The organism is Kitasatospora sp. NPDC048286, from assembly GCF_043201735.1.
GTDB lineage: Bacteria > Actinomycetota > Actinomycetes > Streptomycetales > Streptomycetaceae > Kitasatospora.
In genome coordinates, this window is record NZ_JBICZE010000004.1 from 25,591 (window position 1) to 41,793 (window position 16,203).

Consider the following 16,203-nt stretch of genomic DNA (forward strand, 5'->3'; position numbering starts at 1 on the left):
GGCCGCCTAACGTGCGAACAGCGGTCGAATGCGCCGTACGGATGGCCGCTCCACGCGCCCGGGTCCTCCTCGCGCCGGGGTCCTCCTCGCGCCGGGGCCTTCCTCGCGCGGAGGGGCGGAGGGCTTCTTCGCGCCGGGGCCTTCCTCACACCGGGATCAGCGTGCCCGGATCAGCGTGCTCACGCATGCGACGCACGCGAGTTCCGACGTATGCGGGTTCGAATGAGTTCGTTCCAGTGAGTTCGAGAGGGCACCATGACCCAGACTGCCGACCAAGACCGTCCGGCCACCCAGCCGCCGGCCTTCCCGATGCCGCGTTCCTGCCCTTTCAGCCCGCCGGCGCAGTACGCCAAGCTCCGTGAGAGCGAGCCGGTCTCTCGGGCGGTCCTCAAGGTCAACGGCAAGCCCACCTGGCTGGTCAGCACCTACGAGAGCATGAAGAAGATCCTCGGCGACTCCCGGGTGAGCGCCAACCTCAAGCTGCCCGGCTACCCGCTGCAGGTGCCGGTGCCCGAGGAGATGCTGCAGGCCGTCCCGCTCACCTTCCTCTCCATGGACCAGCCCGAACACACCGTCCAGCGCCGGCTGCTGGCGCCCGAGTTCAGCCTGCGCCAGATTCGCGCGCTGCGCCCCCGGATCCAGCAGATCGTGGATGCCCGGATCGATGCGATGCTGGCCGAGGGCGGCCCGCTGGACCTGGTGGCCGCACTCGCACTGCCGGTGCCCTCGCTGGTGATCTGCGAGCTGCTCGGCGTCCCCTACGAGGACCACCCGCGCTTCGAGCACTGGGCCGGCCAGATCATGAACCATGACATCAGCGACGCGGAGCGCGGCCTGGCGCACTACGAACTCGACCAGTACGTCGACCAGTTGGTCACCAACAAGGAGACCACGCCGGGCGACGACATGATCAGCCGGCTGATCGCGGCCAACCGCGCCGAGCCCTCCGTCGAGCACGCCGACATCGTGAGCATGGCCCGGCTGATGCTGGTCACCGGCCACGAGACCACCGCCAACATGATCGCGCTGGGCACTCTGGCCCTGCTGGAACACCCCGACCAGCTCGCCGCGGTCAAGGCCGACTCCACCCTGCTGCCCAAGGCCGTCGAGGAGTTGCTTCGGTTCTTCAGCATCTCCGACGCCGGCACCGCCCGGGTCGCACTGGAGGACATCGAGATCGACGGAGTCGTCATCAAGGCAGGCGAGGGCATCCTGCCGCTCAACAACTCCGCCAACCACGACGAGAGCGTCTTCCCCGACGCCGACACCCTCGACATCCGGCGCGAGGCCCGCAGCCACCTCGCCTTCGGCTACGGCATCCACCAGTGCATCGGCCAGAACCTCGCCCGGATCGAACTCGAAATGGTCTACGAGACCCTGTTCCGGCGCATCCCCGGCCTCAGGCTCACCGTCCCGATGTCCGAGCTCAAGTTCAAGGACGACGCCATCGTCTACGGCATGTACGAACTGCCCGTCACCTGGTGACCCAGGCGGATCGATCCGACCAGTCGAACCCGACTCCGAGAGGGCACCATGACCCAGGACCACCTGGCGACCGAACTGCCGAACTTCCCGATGACCCGCACCTGTCCGTTCAGCCCGCCGGCGCAGTACGCCAAGCTCCGTGAGAACGAGCCGATCTCCCAGGCGGTACTCAAGGTCACCGGCAAGCCGGCCTGGCTGGTCACCACGCACGAGCACGTCAAGACGGTGCTCGGCGACTCCCGCGTGAGCTCCAACCTCAAACTGCCCGGCTACCCGCACCAGTTCCACATCCCCGAGGAGATGCTCCGCGAGGTCCGCCTCATGCTGCTCTCCATGGACCCGCCGGAGCACACCGCCCAGCGCCGCTACCTGATCCCCGAGTTCACCGCCCGCCGGATGCGCGCGCTGCGCCCCCGGATCCAGGAGATCGTGGACGCCCGGATCGACGCGATGCTCGCGGCCGGCGGACCGGTCGACCTGGTGGCCGCACTCTCGCTGGCGGTGCCCTCGCTGGTGATCTGCGAGCTGCTCGGCGTCCCGTACGAGGACCACCCGCAGTTCGAGGAGTGGTCGGCGCTGATGATGAACCACGACATCAGCCCGGAGGAGTACGGCGCCGCGGTCGTCGGCCTGGACATGTACCTGGACAGGCTGATCACCGCCAAGGAGGCCGAACCCGGCGACGACCTGATCAGCCGGTTCATCGAGAAGAACCGCGAAGAGCCGATCGCCGACCACACCGACATCGTCACCATGGCCCGGCTGATGCTGGTCGGCGGGCACGAGACCACCGCCAACATGATCTCGCTCGGCGTGCTCGGCCTGCTGGAGCACCCCGAGCAGCTCGACGCCGTCAAGGCCGACCACGAGCTGCTGCCCGGCGCGGTGGAGGAACTGCTGCGGTTCTTCAGCATCTCCGACTCCGGCACCGCCCGGGTCGCACTGGAGGACATCGAGATCGACGGCACCGTCATCAAGGCGGGCGAGGGCATCCTGCCGCTCAACAACTCCGCCAACCACGACGAGAGCGTCTTCCCCGACGCCGACACCCTCGACATCCGCCGCGAGGAGGCCCGCAGCCACCTCGCCTTCGGCTACGGCATCCACCAGTGCATCGGCCAGAACCTCGCCCGGATCGAACTCGAAGTCGTCTTCGGCACCCTGTTCCGGCGCATCCCCGGCCTCAAGCTGGCCGTCCCGGTGTCCGAGCTCAAGTTCAAGGACGAGGCCCTGGTCTACGGCGTCCACGAGCTCCCCGTCACCTGGTGACCGTTCAGCCCACAGAGGTCCACTCCACCGAAGTTCACCCCACAGAGCGAGGTACAACCACTATGCGTGTCAGCGTCGACCCCGACCGGTGTGTGTCGGCCGGCCAGTGCGTCATGCGCGCCCCCGACGTCTTCGACCAGGACGACGACGGCATCGTGACGCTGCTCCAGGAGGAGCCGCCCGCGGAGCTGCACAAACTGGTCAGGCAGACCGCCTCGCTCTGCCCGGTGCGGCTCATCCAGATCACCGAGTAGCCGAAGGACGGCTGAGCGAACACCCCCACCGATCGCCGCACACGCCCGGCGGGGCGTGGCGCGTTTGCGGGGCCCCGCTCCCTGGACCGGGCCGGCGTTCGCCGCTCTCCGGCGTGGTCGGGGCCCCGACCACGCCGCTCACCGCAGCGTCCCGGTCCCGGGAGAGCTCCGTCGACTGCGCCGCTCCCACCCCGGTCGGAAGCCGGAACCGCAGCACGCTCGCCGCGCGAACCGGAGCGCCCGGCAACGATCCCGTTCGGCACCGCGTCGTTCCGGCTGGCCGGGTTCATCCTGTGGCCGTTCGGGCAGACGGCGGTGGAGCGGCCCGACGCGGGGCCGGCGTCCTGCGTGGGGAACGTCATCTGGCTGGTGTTCGCCGGCTGGTGGCTGGCTCTCGGGCACCTGATCACGAGCATCCCGCTGTTCCTGTCGATCATCGGCATCCCCTTCGGGTGGGCCAACCTGAAGATGATCCCGGTCTCGCTGATGCCGCTCGGCCGCGAGATCGTGCCGACCGACCAGGAGTGGGGCGCACGCTAAGCACGGACGGAGACGGCCGGCGAGGGCAGCAAGCCCTCGCCGGCCGTTCGCGTTTCCGGGGGTCAGGGGCGGCGGGTGAGGGCCTTGCGCGCCGCGTAGGCGGCGGCGCCGAGGGCGAGGACCGCGGCGCCCCAGAGGACGGAGCCGGCGGGGAGGGCGAAGGCGAGGACGAGGCAGCCGGCCGTGCCGAGGACGGGAACGGCCCGCGGGGGGCGACCCTCGGCGGGGGTGAGGGTCCAGGCGGAGGCGTTGGCGACGGCGTAGTAGGCGAGGACGCCGAAGGAGGAGAAGCCGATCGCGCCGCGGATGTCGCCGAGGGCCGCGGCGAGGGCCAGCACCGCGCCGACGGCCAGCTCGGCGCGGTGCGGGACGCCGAAGCGGGGGTGGACGGCGGCGAGGGGGTGCGGGAGGTGGCGGTCGCGGGCCATCGCCAGGGTGGTGCGGGAGACGCCGAGGATCAGGGCGAGCAGCGAGCCCAGGGCGGCGACCGCCGCGCCCGCGCGCACCACCGGGACGAGGGCGGGCGCTCCGGCGGCCCGGACGGCGTCGGCCAGCGGAGCGGTGCTGTGGGCGAGGCGGTCGGGGCCGAGGACGGCCAGGACGGCGAGGGCGACGGCAGCGTAGACGACCAGGGTGATGCCGAGGGCGAGCGGGATCGCCCGGGGGATGGTGCGCCGGGGGTCGCGGACCTCCTCGCCGAGGGTGGCGATCCGGGCGTACCCCGCGAAGGCGAAGAACAGCAATCCGGCGGCCTGGAGCACGCCGTGGAAGCCGGCGTCCGCACCGACGGCCCAGTGGCCGGTGTCGGCCGCGCCGCCGGACAGGCAGGCGGTGACCACGGCGGCGAGCACCGCCAGGACGACGGCCACGATCGCCCGGGTCAGCCAGGCGGCCTTCTGCACGCCCACGTAGTTGACGGCGGTCAGCGCCGCCACGGCGGCGACCGCGACGGCGTGGGCCTGGGCGGGCCAGACGTAGGAGCCGACGGTGAGGGCCATCGCGGCGCAGGAGGCGGTCTTGCCGACGACGAAGCCCCAGCCGGCCAGGTAGCCCCAGAAGTCGCCGAGCCGCTCGCGGCCGTAGACGTACGTGCCGCCGGACTGCGGGTAGCGGGCGGCGAGCCTGGCCGAGGAGGTGGCGTTGCAGTACGCGACCACGCCGGCCAGCGCCAGCCCCACCAGCAGTCCGGAGCCCGCCGCCCCGGCGGCGGGCGCCAGCGCGGCGAAGACGCCCGCGCCGATCATCGAGCCCAGCCCGATGACCACGGCGTCGAACACCCCCAGGTGCCGCCGCAGCTCCCCCGGGGCGGCCGCCGTCGGCGACGAACTCATGCGCTGCACCTCTCTCGATCCGGCTGTGGTGTCGGCGCACCCTACCGGAGGGAGGGGAACAGGGGGTGCGGGGCCGGGGTGCCGAGGAAACCGCTGGTCAGCGGGGGTCGAGGGGGGAGGTGGGGCGGAAGGGGCCAGGGTGTCGGGGCGCCGAGGAGACCCCAGGTCAGCGGCTGAGCCGGGCCTCCAGGGCGCGCAGGTCCGCGGTGAGGGCGGCGCGCACCTGGCAGGACATCAGCGGGCCGACCAGGAGGGGGCCGCCGCGGACGCGGATGCGGGCGAAGGTGCCGGCCTGGGTGGGTTCGAAGGTGTAGGTGACGCGCATGGGCATCGGCCCGGCGACGGAGACCATGTCGAGCACCGTCGGCGGGCGGTGGCGTGCCACGCGCAGCACGTACCGGAAGGACCTGCCGAGGAAGTGCGCGGTCCGGGTGACCTCGGCGCCCACGCCGAAGCCGCCGGTGTCGGCCTCCCGGGTGAGGGCCGCGGTGCGGATGCCCCTGGTCCACTCGGAGTCGTGACGCCAGTCCATCGCGTAGGCGGCGACGGTGGCCGGCGGGAGGGGGATCAGGCGTTCCACTGTGACGTCGAGGGGCATGATCACACTCTCCCGCCGGGCGGGCCACCGCGCTCCCTGGACCCGCCCGGGGGAAGGGCCGAACAGGTGGATCCGCCGGCGCCCCGGGATCAGGGCCCCGTGATCAGAGCCCCAGGATCCGCTGGGCCTGTGCCCGCATCTCGACCTTGCGGATCTTCCCGGTGACCGTCATCGGGAACTCCTCGACCACGTGCACGTAGCGCGGGATCTTGAAGTGGGCGAGCCGGCCGGCGCAGTACGCGCGGACGGCCTCGTCGGTGAGCGGTTCGGCACCCTCCCGCATCCGGATCCAGGCCATCAGCTCCTCGCCGTACTTGGCGTCGGGGACGCCGATGACCTGGACGTCCAGGATGTCCGGGTGGGCGTGGAGGAACTCCTCGATCTCGCGCGGGTAGAGGTTCTCGCCGCCGCGGATCACCATGTCCTTGATCCGGCCGGTGATGGCGAGGTAGCCGTCCTCGTCCATCACCGCGAGGTCCCCGGTGTGCATCCAGCGGGCGGCGTCGACGGCCTCGGCGGTGCGTTCGGGCTCGCCCCAGTAGCCGAGCATGACGGAGTAGCCGCGGGTGCACAGCTCGCCGGGTTCGCCGCGCGGGACGGTACGGCCGGTGACCGGGTCGACCACCTTGACCTCCAGGTGCGGGCCGACCCGGCCCACCGTGGTGACCCGGCGCTCGACCGGGTCGTCGACCCGGGTCTGGGTGGAGACCGGTGAGGTCTCGGTCATGCCGTAGCAGATGGAGACCTGCGCCATGCCCATCCGCCCGATGACCTCCTTCATCACCTCGCTCGGGCAGGGCGAGCCGGCCATGACGCCGGTGCGCAGGCTGGTGAGGTCGTAGCGGTCGAAGTCCGGGTCGGCCAGTTCGGCGATGAACATGGTCGGCACGCCGTACAGCGAGGTGCAGCGCTCGGCGGCGACGGCGGCGAGGGTCGCGCCGGGCTCGAAGGACGGGGCGGGGATGACCATGCAGGCGCCGTGCGAGGTGGCGGCGAGGTTTCCCATCACCATGCCGAAGCAGTGGTAGAAGGGCACCGGGACGCAGATCCGGTCCTGCTCGGTGTAGTCGAGCAGCTCGCCGACGAAGTAGCCGTTGTTGAGGATGTTGTGGTGCGAGAGCGTCGCACCCTTGGGGAAGCCGGTCGTCCCGGAGGTGTACTGGATGTTGATCGGGTCGTCGGGGGCCAACTCGCCCTGGCGCTCGGCGAGTCGGGCTGGGTCGGCGTGCCTCCCGGCGGCGGTCACGGCCTCCCATTCCGCACCCCCGATCAGCAGGACGCGCTCCAACTCCGGGCAGCGGGGCCTGACTTCCTCGATCATTCCGGCGTAGTCGGAGGTCTTGAAGCGCTCGACGGCGACCAGCATCCGGATGCCGGCCTGGTTCAGCACGTACTCCAACTCGTGGGCCCGGTAAGCCGGGTTGACCGTCACCAGGATCGCTCCGAGTTTGGCGGTGGCGTACTGGGTGAGCGTCCACTCGGCGCAGTTGGGGGCCCAGATGCCGACCCGGTCCCCCTTGGCGATCCCGAGTTCCAGCAGGCCGAGTGCCAGGGTGTCGACGTCGGCGGCGAGTTCGGCGTACGTCCAGCGGCGGGCGGTGGCCCGGTCGACCAGGGCATCGCGCTCGGGGAAGGCGCGCACCGCGCGGTCGAGGTTCTCCCCGATGGTGTCACCGAGCAGCGGGACGTCCGCGGTGCCGGAGGCGTAGCTGCGTGGGGTCGGCGTGGTCGGCACGGGCTGGCTCCCGGGGACGGCGGTGCGGGTCAGGGACCATGCTCGCCGTCCCGGCCGCGCGCCGCTACCCCCGAACGGGGGTGCGGACACGGCGCTGGGGCCGTCCGTCGGGTTCGACGGACGGCCCCAGCGCGCGGGGTGTTACTTGTTGACGCAGAGGCCGCCGAAGGCCGGGTTGAGCAGGCCGATGACGTCGATCGAGTTCCCGCAGACGTTGAGCTCGGCGTTGATCGGGATCTGGATCTGGTTGCCGGACAGGACGCCGGGGCTGTTGGTGGCGATGCCGAAGGCGGTGGCGTCGCCGGCGGAGGCGGTCCCGGCGCCGGCGAGGACCGTCACCGCGGCGAGGGCGGTGGCAGCGAGGGTGGTACGCATACGCATTGCGTCGCTCCTTGTGAGCACGGAGGTTCGAAGTGTGACGATCACACCCGCCCACGATCACAAGCGATCCACCCCGCCGCACGCCGGATTGACCCGTCCTAGGGCGTGCCGCCCTCCGGCCCCGCCTCCCGCCCCGCCGGCGCCGCGCCCCCGCGACCGGCCACGCTCAGTGATCCCAGCAGCTCCCGGGCCGGACGCAGCCCGGGATCGGCCGCCACCGCCCGGTGCAGCAGCCCCAGCGCGAGCGCCTCCTCCCCCGCCGCCAGGGCTGCCAGCGCCCGGTTGTAGTCGATCCGACCGGCGTAACGCAGCCGGAACAGCACCGACAGGTCCTCCCGGCAGGAGGGGCAGCGCAGGGTCTGCCGGTCCGCCGGCACCCTGCACAGCGGGCACGGCACGTCCAGGGCGTCCAGCGCGCCCAGGGCGCCCGGGGCCTCCGGCGCGTCCGCGGCGCTCATCGCGGCCCCGCCTCCTCCGGGCGGACCGGGCCGAGCGACTCCGGGGCCGGCTCGCTGCCCAGCTCCCGCTGCGCCTGCGCGTACAGGGCCAGCAGGTTCGACATGTGGGTGTTGACCTCCGCCATGTTCGGCGCCTCCACGGCCGCGTCCAGGCCGCGCAGCTCGGCCATGATCAGCTGGGCCAGGGCCGGCGAGACCATGTTCTGGGTCACGTAGACGTTGCACATGGTGATCATCCGCATGGTGTGCCCGAGCGAGTCGCACAGCTCGTCCGCCTTCCGGGCCGCGCGCACCGCGCCCTCCCAGTCGGCGGCCTCGCGGCGCAGCCGCAGCTCGGCAGCCACCGAGCGCAGCCGGTCCAGGTCGCTCGGGTCGAGGTGCTTCTCGCAGTAGTGGATGAACAGGCTCAGGTACGCCTCGGAGCCGCGCACCCAGCGCTGGGCCTTGAGCTGCTGCTGGGCCCGCTCCAGCGCCGCGTCCACCGACTGGCCGCGGGTCTGCCCGGCCGCCAGGTCGTCCAGGGTGTCCATCAGCCGCTGTGCCTCGCGCCGCTCGGCCTCGGTCAGCTCGCTGCCCCAGCGGTCGGTGAAGGACTCGATCTGCCGCTGCTGTTCCTCGACCTGCACCTTCAGCTCGGGGTCGAGGGTGACCCGCTCCAGCTTGACGGTCTTCTCCGCGCCGCCCTGGATCCGCACCGACAGGGTGATGGTGCGGTCCCGGTCGAGGCCGAAGGAGACCTCCACCGGGGTGCGGCCGCCCAGGCCCTCGGGCAGCCGCAGGGTGAGGTGGCCGATCAGCTCGTTCTGCTGGGCGATCTCGTGCTCGCCCTCGTAGACCGCGATCTCCAGCCGCTGGCGCCCGCTGCCGGAGGCCACGAACTCCCGGCTGACCGGCGAACTCGTCGGGTAGCTGCTGTTCTTGGGGATGATGACGGCGAGGCGGCCGTCGTTCAGCTCGATGCCGAGGTTCTTCGGGGTGATGTCGAACGGGTTGGTGACCTGCGCCAGTTCGCCACAGCCCGGGCAGACCTCGCAGCCGGGCGGGTTGACCACCCCGCAGGAGGCGCAGCGCAGACCGACGTCCTCGGCGGCGGTGGTGGCCACCCTGGTCCGGCCGGGGGCGGCCGAGTTGAGCGGCTCACCGCACAGTTCGCAGGCGGTGACCCCGGGGGCGGCCGGGGTGCCGCAGCGCGGGCAGTTGCCGCCGTGCACCACGGTGGTGGCCCCGGTCCGCTGCGGGGCCGTCGTGCCGCCCGGGCCGCCGGGGCCGGTTCCGGTGGTTCCCGTGGCACCGTTGGCCCCCGAACCGTCCAGCGCCTGCTCGCACTTGGGGCAGGCGGCGGCGTCGGCGTCGACCGGGATGTGACACGTCGGGCAGGAGACCCGGGCGCCGCCGAGCAGAGTGGTGGCGCAGTTGGCGCAGTTGGAGGCGGACAGGTCGCCGGGGGCCCGGCACTCGGGGCACTCCACCTCGCCGACCAGCGCGGACTGCACGGCCGCGCCGAGCGCCACGCACTGCATCGGGTTGACGCCGCGCCTGATCCGGCGCGGGCCGAAGACCTCGCCGAGCCGGCGGGCGACCAGCGGGATCGCGGTCGAGCCGCCGACCAGCACCACCTCGTCGATGTCCCCGACGGTCAGGTTGGCCTGCATGATGGCCTTGTGGGTCAGCTCGATGGTCCGCTCGATCCGGCCCTCGATCAGCTCCTCGAACCGGGCCCGCTCGAACTCCGTCTCCAGCACCAGCTGCCCGGCGCCCAGGCCCGGCAGGATGACCTCGGAGGACTCCTGGTTGGAGAGCTCGATCTTGATGGTCTCGGCGGTGGCGGCGATCTTCGGGCGGTCGCGCAGGTCGGGCTGGTACTCCGCGCCGTACTCCTCGCGGATGTCCTCCAGCAGCGCGGTGGTGATCCCGCGGTCGAAGTCGTCGCCGCCGAGCAGGTTGTCACCCTCGATGCCGAGCACCGAGACCGAGCCAGGCACCAGCAGCAGGATGGAGATGTCGAAGGTGCCGCCACCGAGGTCGTAGACCAGGACGGTCTTCCCCTCGTCGCCCGCCTCGGAGGTGATGCCGTACGCGAGGGCGGCAGCCGTCGGCTCGTTGATGATCCGCAGCACGTGCAGGCCGGCCATCCGGCCCGCCTCCTGGGTGGCCGCGACCTGCCGCTCGCCGAAGTACGCCGGGACGGTGATGACGGCCCGGTGGAAGGGCTCGCCGAAGCGCTGCTCGGCGTCCTCCTTGAGGCGGTGCAGGATGATCGCGGAGATCTCGATCGGGGTGTACGAGCGGCCGTTGAACCAGACGTTGACGTCTCCGTCGGTGCCCGCGGTGACCTTGTAGTCCACCTCCTTCAGGGCCGCCTGGACCTGCGGGTCCTTGAACTTGCGGCCCATGAAGCGCTTGACCGAGCGGATCACGTTGGCGCCGTCGATGGCGATCCGGCTGCGCGCGGTGGAGCCGACCAGCAGCTCGCCCTTGCGGCCGCTGCCGACCACGGAGGGCGTGGCCTCCTGGTTCTGGCGGTTGAAGATGATCTCCGGCTCGCCCCGGCGCAGGTGGGCGACCACGGAGTTGGTGGTGCCCAGGTCGATGCCGAGTGTGCGGTACATGTCGTTCCCCTCTTGCCCCTCGTGGTCCTGGTCCTGGCTAGTTCTTGCGCTTGGCCTGTTGGGCCTGTTGGGCCTGTTGGGCCTGTTGGGCCTGTTGGGCCACGGCCTTGGCCCGGCGGCGGGCCCGGGGCGGGGCTGCCTTGGGCTGGACGCGGATGACCGGCGCGGTGGCGACGGTGGCGGTGGCCTCAGGTTTCTCCGGTGCCTCGGGTGTCTCCGGCGCCTCGGGCGTCTCCGACACCTCGGGTCCGACGGCTTCGGTGGCCTCGGGCGCCTCGGCTTCGACGGCGTCGGTGACCTCGGACGGCTCCAGCGCCCTTTCGGGCTCCGGGTCCGGCTCCGGGTCCGGCTCCGACGCGGCGACCACCACCTGGGCCCGGCGCAGCACCTCGTCCTCCCAGAAGAACCCGGTCACCACCGTCCGCACCACCGTCTCCGGCGCCGCCCCGGGCCGGGCCTCGGTGCCCACGATCTCGGTCAGGTCCGGGTCGGCCGTCATGCCCTCCAGCCGCATCGGCCGCACCTTGGCCTTGGCCAGCTGCCCGAGCAGCCGCCTCCGGGTGGCCTCCAGGCCGGCGCCGCGCCCGAGCGCCACCAGTTCGCGGTCCAGGCCGAGGGCGGCGAGCGCGTCGTCCACCTCGACCAGGATGCCCAGGAGTTCGCGCTGCTCGGCCCGGGCCGCCTGCTTCTGCTCCGCCAGCTTGCTCCCCAGCAGCGAGGCCCGGAAGAGCAGCCGGCCGAACGCCGCCTCCAGGTCGACCTCCTCGACGCCGGGCGGGATCTCCAACGGCCGGTGACTGCCGAGCAGTTCAGCGGTCGATGCGCCGGCGGGTATGTCAGTGGGTGCGTCGGTCATTCGGGTACCTCGATCTGCGGCAGCACGGACAGGTCCGCCGCGTAGCGGGCGGGGACGGGCGGTTCGGGGTCGGCGCCGCCGGGGGCGAGCTCGGCGAAGTCGGCGGCCAGCTCGGCCCGGTGGAGGGCGGGCAGGGTGGCGACGGGCGGCAGCGGCGCGCGCTCGATCACCAGCAGCGGTTCGGCGAGCGCGGGGGCGAGCAGTTCGGCGGCCTGGTCCACCGGTTCCGGCGGGAGCGGCTGTTGGAGGTCCGCCTCCAGGCGCCGGTCCGGGTTGCGCAGCAACGCGGCGGCCTCCTGGATCTGTTGGCGGCTGTAGCGGCCGGCCCGCATCGCCGGTCCGACGGCGAGGTTGATCTCGCGCACGCCGGCCGTGAGCGGGATGCCCAGGACCTCGTACGGCGACGGTTCGTGCAGTGGCATGGCGGGCGGTCCCTCTCCTCACAGTGGCCGGGGCGGGTAACTCGAGTGCCGGCCCGGTCGGCGGTCCGGGTGGCGGTTCGGCTGCGGCGTACGGTCTGTGAAGCCGTCCAACTACCGTACGGTTGCCGTCAGTAGAGCGAGTTGATCCGCATCTGCATGGCTCGCAGCTCGAGGTCGTCCGGATTGTGCTCGACGGCCTTGCGGGCCAGGTCGCGGGCCTCGCGCAGCTGCCGGGCGTTGGCCCGCTGGACGGCGAACGAACCGTAGACGATGCCGAGTTCGCGGTGCAGCTTCTCGGTGTCCTCCGGGGTGCGGGACAGGCCGAGGGCCTCCTCCAGCAGCCGGATCGCCTCGAGGTAGCGGCGGGCCTCGTAGTGGCCGATGGCCTCGCCGCGCCAGAGGCTGACCATCAGCCGGCGGATGTCGGGCGAGTCGTCGTAGGACTTGGCCTTCTGCAGCATCGCGGCCTGGGCGGTGAACGACTGGTCCTGCATGGCGTCCACCACGTGGTTGGCGAGCATCACCGAGACCCGGCGCGGGGCCTCGTGCTCGACCCCGCCCTCCCAGTCCGGGTCGGCACGCAGTGCCTCGGCCATCCGCTCGACGGCGCGCCGGTGGTCGTCGGCGAAGGCGGCCGAGCGGGAGAGCTGGCGCAGTACGAAGGCGAGGCCGATCCGGTGGTCCGGGTCGGGGTTGAGCTCGATCAGCGCCCGCCAGGCGTCGGCGGCCTCCTCCAGTTCCGCGTCGGTGGCGTCGGGGCGGCTGAGCTGGCCGGCCCGGTTGCCGAGGGCGGCCTCCAGGAAGTGCCGGGCGGTCGGGTCGCCGGGGACCAGGTCCAGGCTCTTCTCCAGCAGGGCGAGGGCGCGGGGGTAGTCCTTGTCCTCGTTGTTGATCTTGCGTGCCCACTGGGCGTAGGTGGCGCCGAGGTCGCCCCGCACCTCGGGGTCTTCGGGGGCCAACGCCAGTGCCCTCTCCAGGAGTTCGGCGGCTCCGGCCTGGTCGTCCAGGCTGTTCTTGAGCAACGCGCGGGCGGCCCGGACGCCGGACTCGGCGGCGATCGCGGCGGCGTCGGCGGGCAGCCGGGCGCCGGGGACGGACCGCGCGCGGGTGAGGCTGTCCAGCGCCTCGCTCCAGTCCTGGTTGCGGTGGTGCTCGCGGGCCTGGCTGACCAGGGACTCGCCGAGCAGTGCCTGCCAGTCCTCGCCTCGCCGCTGTTCGGGCACCGCGTCCAGGGCGGCGACGGCGGCGGCCTGCCTGCCCTGGAGCTGCAGGTAGCGCTGCGCGCCGAGCTCCCCGAACAGGCCGAGGGCGCGGGTGGGCGCGGGCGCGTCGGGGCCGGCGGGCCGCTGCCAGGGCCGGACGGCCTGCTCGAACGCCTCGTCCCAGCCTGCGAGTTCGGGATCGGCGCGGAGCAGCCGCTCCAGGGCGGGGCCGAGCGCGAGGCGGCGGGCCGGGCGGCCGGGCAGGGCGATCCGGACGTCCTCCTGGGCGAGGGCGTCCGCGCAGTACGCCTCCATGCCGAGGCGCAACGTCCAGGCGGTGACCTCGTCGCCGCCGCGCCCGGCGGCCCGGTCCAGGGCGCGCAGGTCCTCGCGGAGGCGGTCGAGCAGGCCGGTGCGGGCGGCGGCGAGCCGCTGGGGTTCGGCGGTGCGGCCGGTGGTCCTGGCGGACTCGGCCCACAACTCGGGCTGGTGGAGGGCGGCGACCAGGCAGCCGAGCGTCCAGGCCCAGAGCTCCTCGACCGGCTCCTGGTCGGGGATGCCGGCGGCGAGCCGGTAGCCGGCCAGCCCGAGCGCGTGCAGCAGCCGGGGGTGGGCCGGGTCCTCGCGCAGCAGTTCCCGGTAGGCCTCCCAGGCCTCCCGGTGGCGGCCGTCGAGGGCGGCCTGGTGCGCCTCGTGCTCGGCGAGCAGGACGAGTGCGCCCGCCGCCTGCGGGTGTTCGGGGGCGAGCCGGAGCGCCTGGCGCAGGTCGACGGCGGCCGCGCCCGGCCGGTCGGCCGCGAGGGCGGCGCCGGCCCGGCGGACCAGGACGGCCGCGCGGGCCGTCGTGGCGTCCTCGGGCAGACCGGCCAGGGCTTCGTCCGGTCGGCCGAGTTCGGCGCGCAGCAGGGCGAGGTCGAGCCGGACGGGTGCGGCGACCGTGCCGTCGCCGAGCGCCTCGGCCCAGCGGGCGAGCACGGGTTCGGCCTGTTCGGGGGTGCCGGCTCGGCGGGCGCAGTCGAGGACGGCGCGCAGGGCGGGGGCGGTGCAGCGCACGCAGCGGGGCGAGGCGGCATCGCGCGGGGTGTGCTGGTGGTCGGTGCAGGCCTCGCGGCCGCAGCCGCCGCAGGTGTCGGCGGCGGGGCGGTCGCAAAGCGCGCAGTCGCCGGTCGGCGCCCGGCCGGCCGCTGCGCCCGAGGCCAGGAAGTGCCGGTACCAGTCCAGTGCGGCGGCCCAGTTGCCGGCCCGTTCGGCGAGCAGGGCGCGCAGCCGGGCGATCGCCGGGTCGCCGGCCGGGTCGGGCGGGCCGAGCAGGGCGATCGTCCGGGCCGGACGGCCCGCCAGCAGGGCGACGGCGGCCAGGTGGTAGCGGTCGCGCAGGCCGCTGGCTGCGTCGAGCAGCGCGGTGACCGGCTCCGGGGTGCCCTCGGCCAGGGCGAGCGCGGCGCGCAGCCGGGCCTGGCGGTGGGTGAGGGCGCCGGGCAGGGAATCGGCGAGGGCGAGCGCGGCGGCGGCGCGGCCGCGTGGTTCGGCCCGGTCGCGGCCGGTGACCAGCAGGTGGGCGGCCTCGCGTAGGGCGGCTTCGCGCAGCGCGGCCCGGTAGCCGGGGGCGGCGGGGTGCTCGGCGGCGGCCTGCTGCCAGAGTTCGCGGGCGGCCGTAGGGTCGGTGGCCAGCCGGGTGCGGGCGAGCCGGTCGCGGGCCAGGGCGCGGCGGGGGTGGAGGTCCTCGTCGTCGAGTCGCTCCCAGCGGGCGAGGGCGCCGGCCTGGTCGTCGGTGCGGGCGAGGGCGAGGCCGTGGTGGAAGGCGGCGATGGCGCTCCAGCGGCTGCCCGGTTCGGTGTCGGCCTCGGCGCGCAGGATCGGCTCGGCCGGTCCGGCCTGACCGGCGGCGAGCAGGGCGGCGCCGAGCCGGACCCGGGCGGGGCGCCAGTCGGGGGCCGTGCCGAGGCCGGCCCGGTAGTCGGCGGCGGCCTCGGCGGGGCGGTCGGCCCGCTCGTGCACCAGGGCGAGGCCGAACCGGGCGGGGGCGAAGTCCGGTCGGAGGGTCAGGGCGGCGGTGAACTCCTCCCGGGCCTGCTCGTCGGCGCCGAGCAGCAGGGCGAGCCGGCCGAGGGCGTAGCGGGGGCGGGGGTCGGTCGGGCTCTCCACGGCGGCGGCCGCGAGGTCGCCCCAGGCCCGCTGGGTGTTGCCGGCCCGCTGCCTGGCGAGGCCGCGGAAGAGCAGTGCGTCGGTGCGCAGGGCCTGGCCGCGCCCCCACGGGGAGGGCTCGCCGGGGCCGAAGTGCAGCGCCTCGTCGAAGGCGGCGACGGCGGGCCCGTCCTGGTGCCGGGCGTACAGCTGTACGCCCCAGCGGAACCAGAGTTCGCCGCTGCCGCCGGGGGCCGCTTCGGCGACCAGGCCCTCGGCCTCGACGGCCCGGCCGGTGGCGGTCAGCAGGGCGGCGCGGGCGAGCACCGGCCAGTCCCGGCCCGGCAGGGCGGCGAGGGCGCGGGCGGTGGCGTCCTCGCGCTGCTCGACGGCGCCCTCCCGGCAGCGGCGCTGCAGCCAGTCCAGGGCGCGGGCGGCGGCCTCGGCCTCCTCGCCGGGCTCGGCGCCGGCGGCGGTGGCCTGGAGGAAGGCGAGCAGCGGGCCGAGGTCGCCGTCGGGGGCCCGCATCCGTTCCTCGGCGAGGCTGCGCAGGCTCCACCGGGGCAGCTGCCGGGCCGGGTCGGCGAGCAGCGGGTAGGCCTCGCGGTGCAGGGCGAGGGTGGCCTGCTGGTCGCCGGTGGGGATGGTGGCCTCGGCCTGGCCGAGCAGGGCGAGGCCGCGCTGCGGGCGCAACTCCTCGGGCGCGTCGGCGAGTCGGCGGGCCAGCCGGGCGTAGCGACGGCGGGCCTGGGCGGGCCGGCCGGCGGCGAGCCGTTCGGCGGCCGCGGCCAGGGCCTTCGCCACCGCCGCGGCGTCCGTGGCCCGTCGGCGCCGGGCCAGGACGACGGCGGCCGCACCGGCCAGTGCCACCACGACCAGCAGCACCGCTAACAGCGCCATGCACCGTCCCCCTGGTTCGAGTACCGTCCACCCTGATGA

The 16,203-nt window shown here is 73.8% G+C and carries 13 protein-coding genes; 4 read left to right on the forward strand and 9 right to left on the reverse strand.

The genetic code is table 11. The annotated features are described in order from the left end of the window. The first annotated feature begins 255 nt into the window (after positions 1-255). From ACGF13_RS10760 to ACGF13_RS10775, 4 genes are all read left to right on the forward strand, one after another. Positions 256-1,485, forward strand: a complete 1,230-nt coding sequence (locus tag ACGF13_RS10760; RefSeq protein ID WP_392871727.1) for a cytochrome P450 — start codon at positions 256-258, stop codon at positions 1,483-1,485. A gap of 48 nt (positions 1,486-1,533) precedes the next feature. Next, the gene (locus ACGF13_RS10765; protein WP_380458473.1) at positions 1,534-2,754 is read left to right on the forward strand and encodes a cytochrome P450; all 1,221 of its coding nucleotides are present in this window, start codon (positions 1,534-1,536) and stop codon (positions 2,752-2,754) included. 62 nt (positions 2,755-2,816) lie between these two features. Further along, complete coding sequence (locus tag ACGF13_RS10770) at positions 2,817-3,008, forward strand: ferredoxin (protein WP_392871731.1); 192 nt, start codon at positions 2,817-2,819, stop codon at positions 3,006-3,008. A 249-nt stretch (positions 3,009-3,257) separates the two neighbouring features. After that, positions 3,258-3,548 (forward strand): YccF domain-containing protein, encoded by a 291-nt coding sequence (locus tag ACGF13_RS10775; RefSeq protein WP_392872742.1) that lies wholly within the window; start codon positions 3,258-3,260, stop codon positions 3,546-3,548. Between the two features lie 62 nt (positions 3,549-3,610). Here ACGF13_RS10775 and ACGF13_RS10780 read toward each other — a convergent pair whose 3' ends face one another. The 9 genes from ACGF13_RS10780 to ACGF13_RS10820 form a co-directional block, all read right to left on the reverse strand. After that, positions 3,611-4,879 (reverse strand): APC family permease, encoded by a 1,269-nt coding sequence (locus ACGF13_RS10780; RefSeq protein WP_392871734.1) that lies wholly within the window; start codon positions 4,877-4,879, stop codon positions 3,611-3,613. A 166-nt stretch (positions 4,880-5,045) separates the two neighbouring features. After that, a complete protein-coding gene (locus ACGF13_RS10785; protein ID WP_392871737.1) occupies positions 5,046-5,477 on the reverse strand; it encodes an SRPBCC family protein in 432 nt (143 codons plus the stop codon). 103 nt (positions 5,478-5,580) lie between these two features. Then, positions 5,581-7,212 carry an AMP-binding protein gene (locus ACGF13_RS10790; RefSeq protein WP_392871740.1) on the reverse strand — a complete coding sequence of 544 codons (1,632 nt, stop codon included), beginning with the start codon at positions 7,210-7,212 and terminating at the stop codon, positions 5,581-5,583. A 141-nt stretch (positions 7,213-7,353) separates the two neighbouring features. Next, complete coding sequence (locus tag ACGF13_RS10795) at positions 7,354-7,593, reverse strand: chaplin (RefSeq protein ID WP_392871743.1); 240 nt, start codon at positions 7,591-7,593, stop codon at positions 7,354-7,356. 98 nt (positions 7,594-7,691) lie between these two features. Next, on the reverse strand, positions 7,692-8,051 hold the full coding sequence (locus ACGF13_RS10800) for a hypothetical protein (RefSeq protein WP_392871746.1): 360 nt from the start codon (positions 8,049-8,051) through the stop codon (positions 7,692-7,694). Further along, the gene (locus ACGF13_RS10805) at positions 8,048-10,660 is read right to left on the reverse strand and encodes an Hsp70 family protein (protein WP_392871749.1); all 2,613 of its coding nucleotides are present in this window, start codon (positions 10,658-10,660) and stop codon (positions 8,048-8,050) included. The genes ACGF13_RS10800 and ACGF13_RS10805 overlap by 4 nt, the downstream gene beginning before the upstream one ends. 37 nt (positions 10,661-10,697) lie before the next feature. Next, the gene (locus ACGF13_RS10810; protein ID WP_392871752.1) at positions 10,698-11,516 is read right to left on the reverse strand and encodes a nucleotide exchange factor GrpE; all 819 of its coding nucleotides are present in this window, start codon (positions 11,514-11,516) and stop codon (positions 10,698-10,700) included. Continuing rightward, positions 11,513-11,938 carry a hypothetical protein gene (locus tag ACGF13_RS10815; protein ID WP_392871755.1) on the reverse strand — a complete coding sequence of 142 codons (426 nt, stop codon included), beginning with the start codon at positions 11,936-11,938 and terminating at the stop codon, positions 11,513-11,515. Before ACGF13_RS10815 ends, ACGF13_RS10810 begins: the two co-directional genes overlap by 4 nt. Positions 11,939-12,066: 128 nt before the next feature. Then, a complete protein-coding gene (locus ACGF13_RS10820; protein WP_392871758.1) occupies positions 12,067-16,164 on the reverse strand; it encodes a hypothetical protein in 4,098 nt (1,365 codons plus the stop codon). Positions 16,165-16,203: the final 39 nt, after the last annotated feature.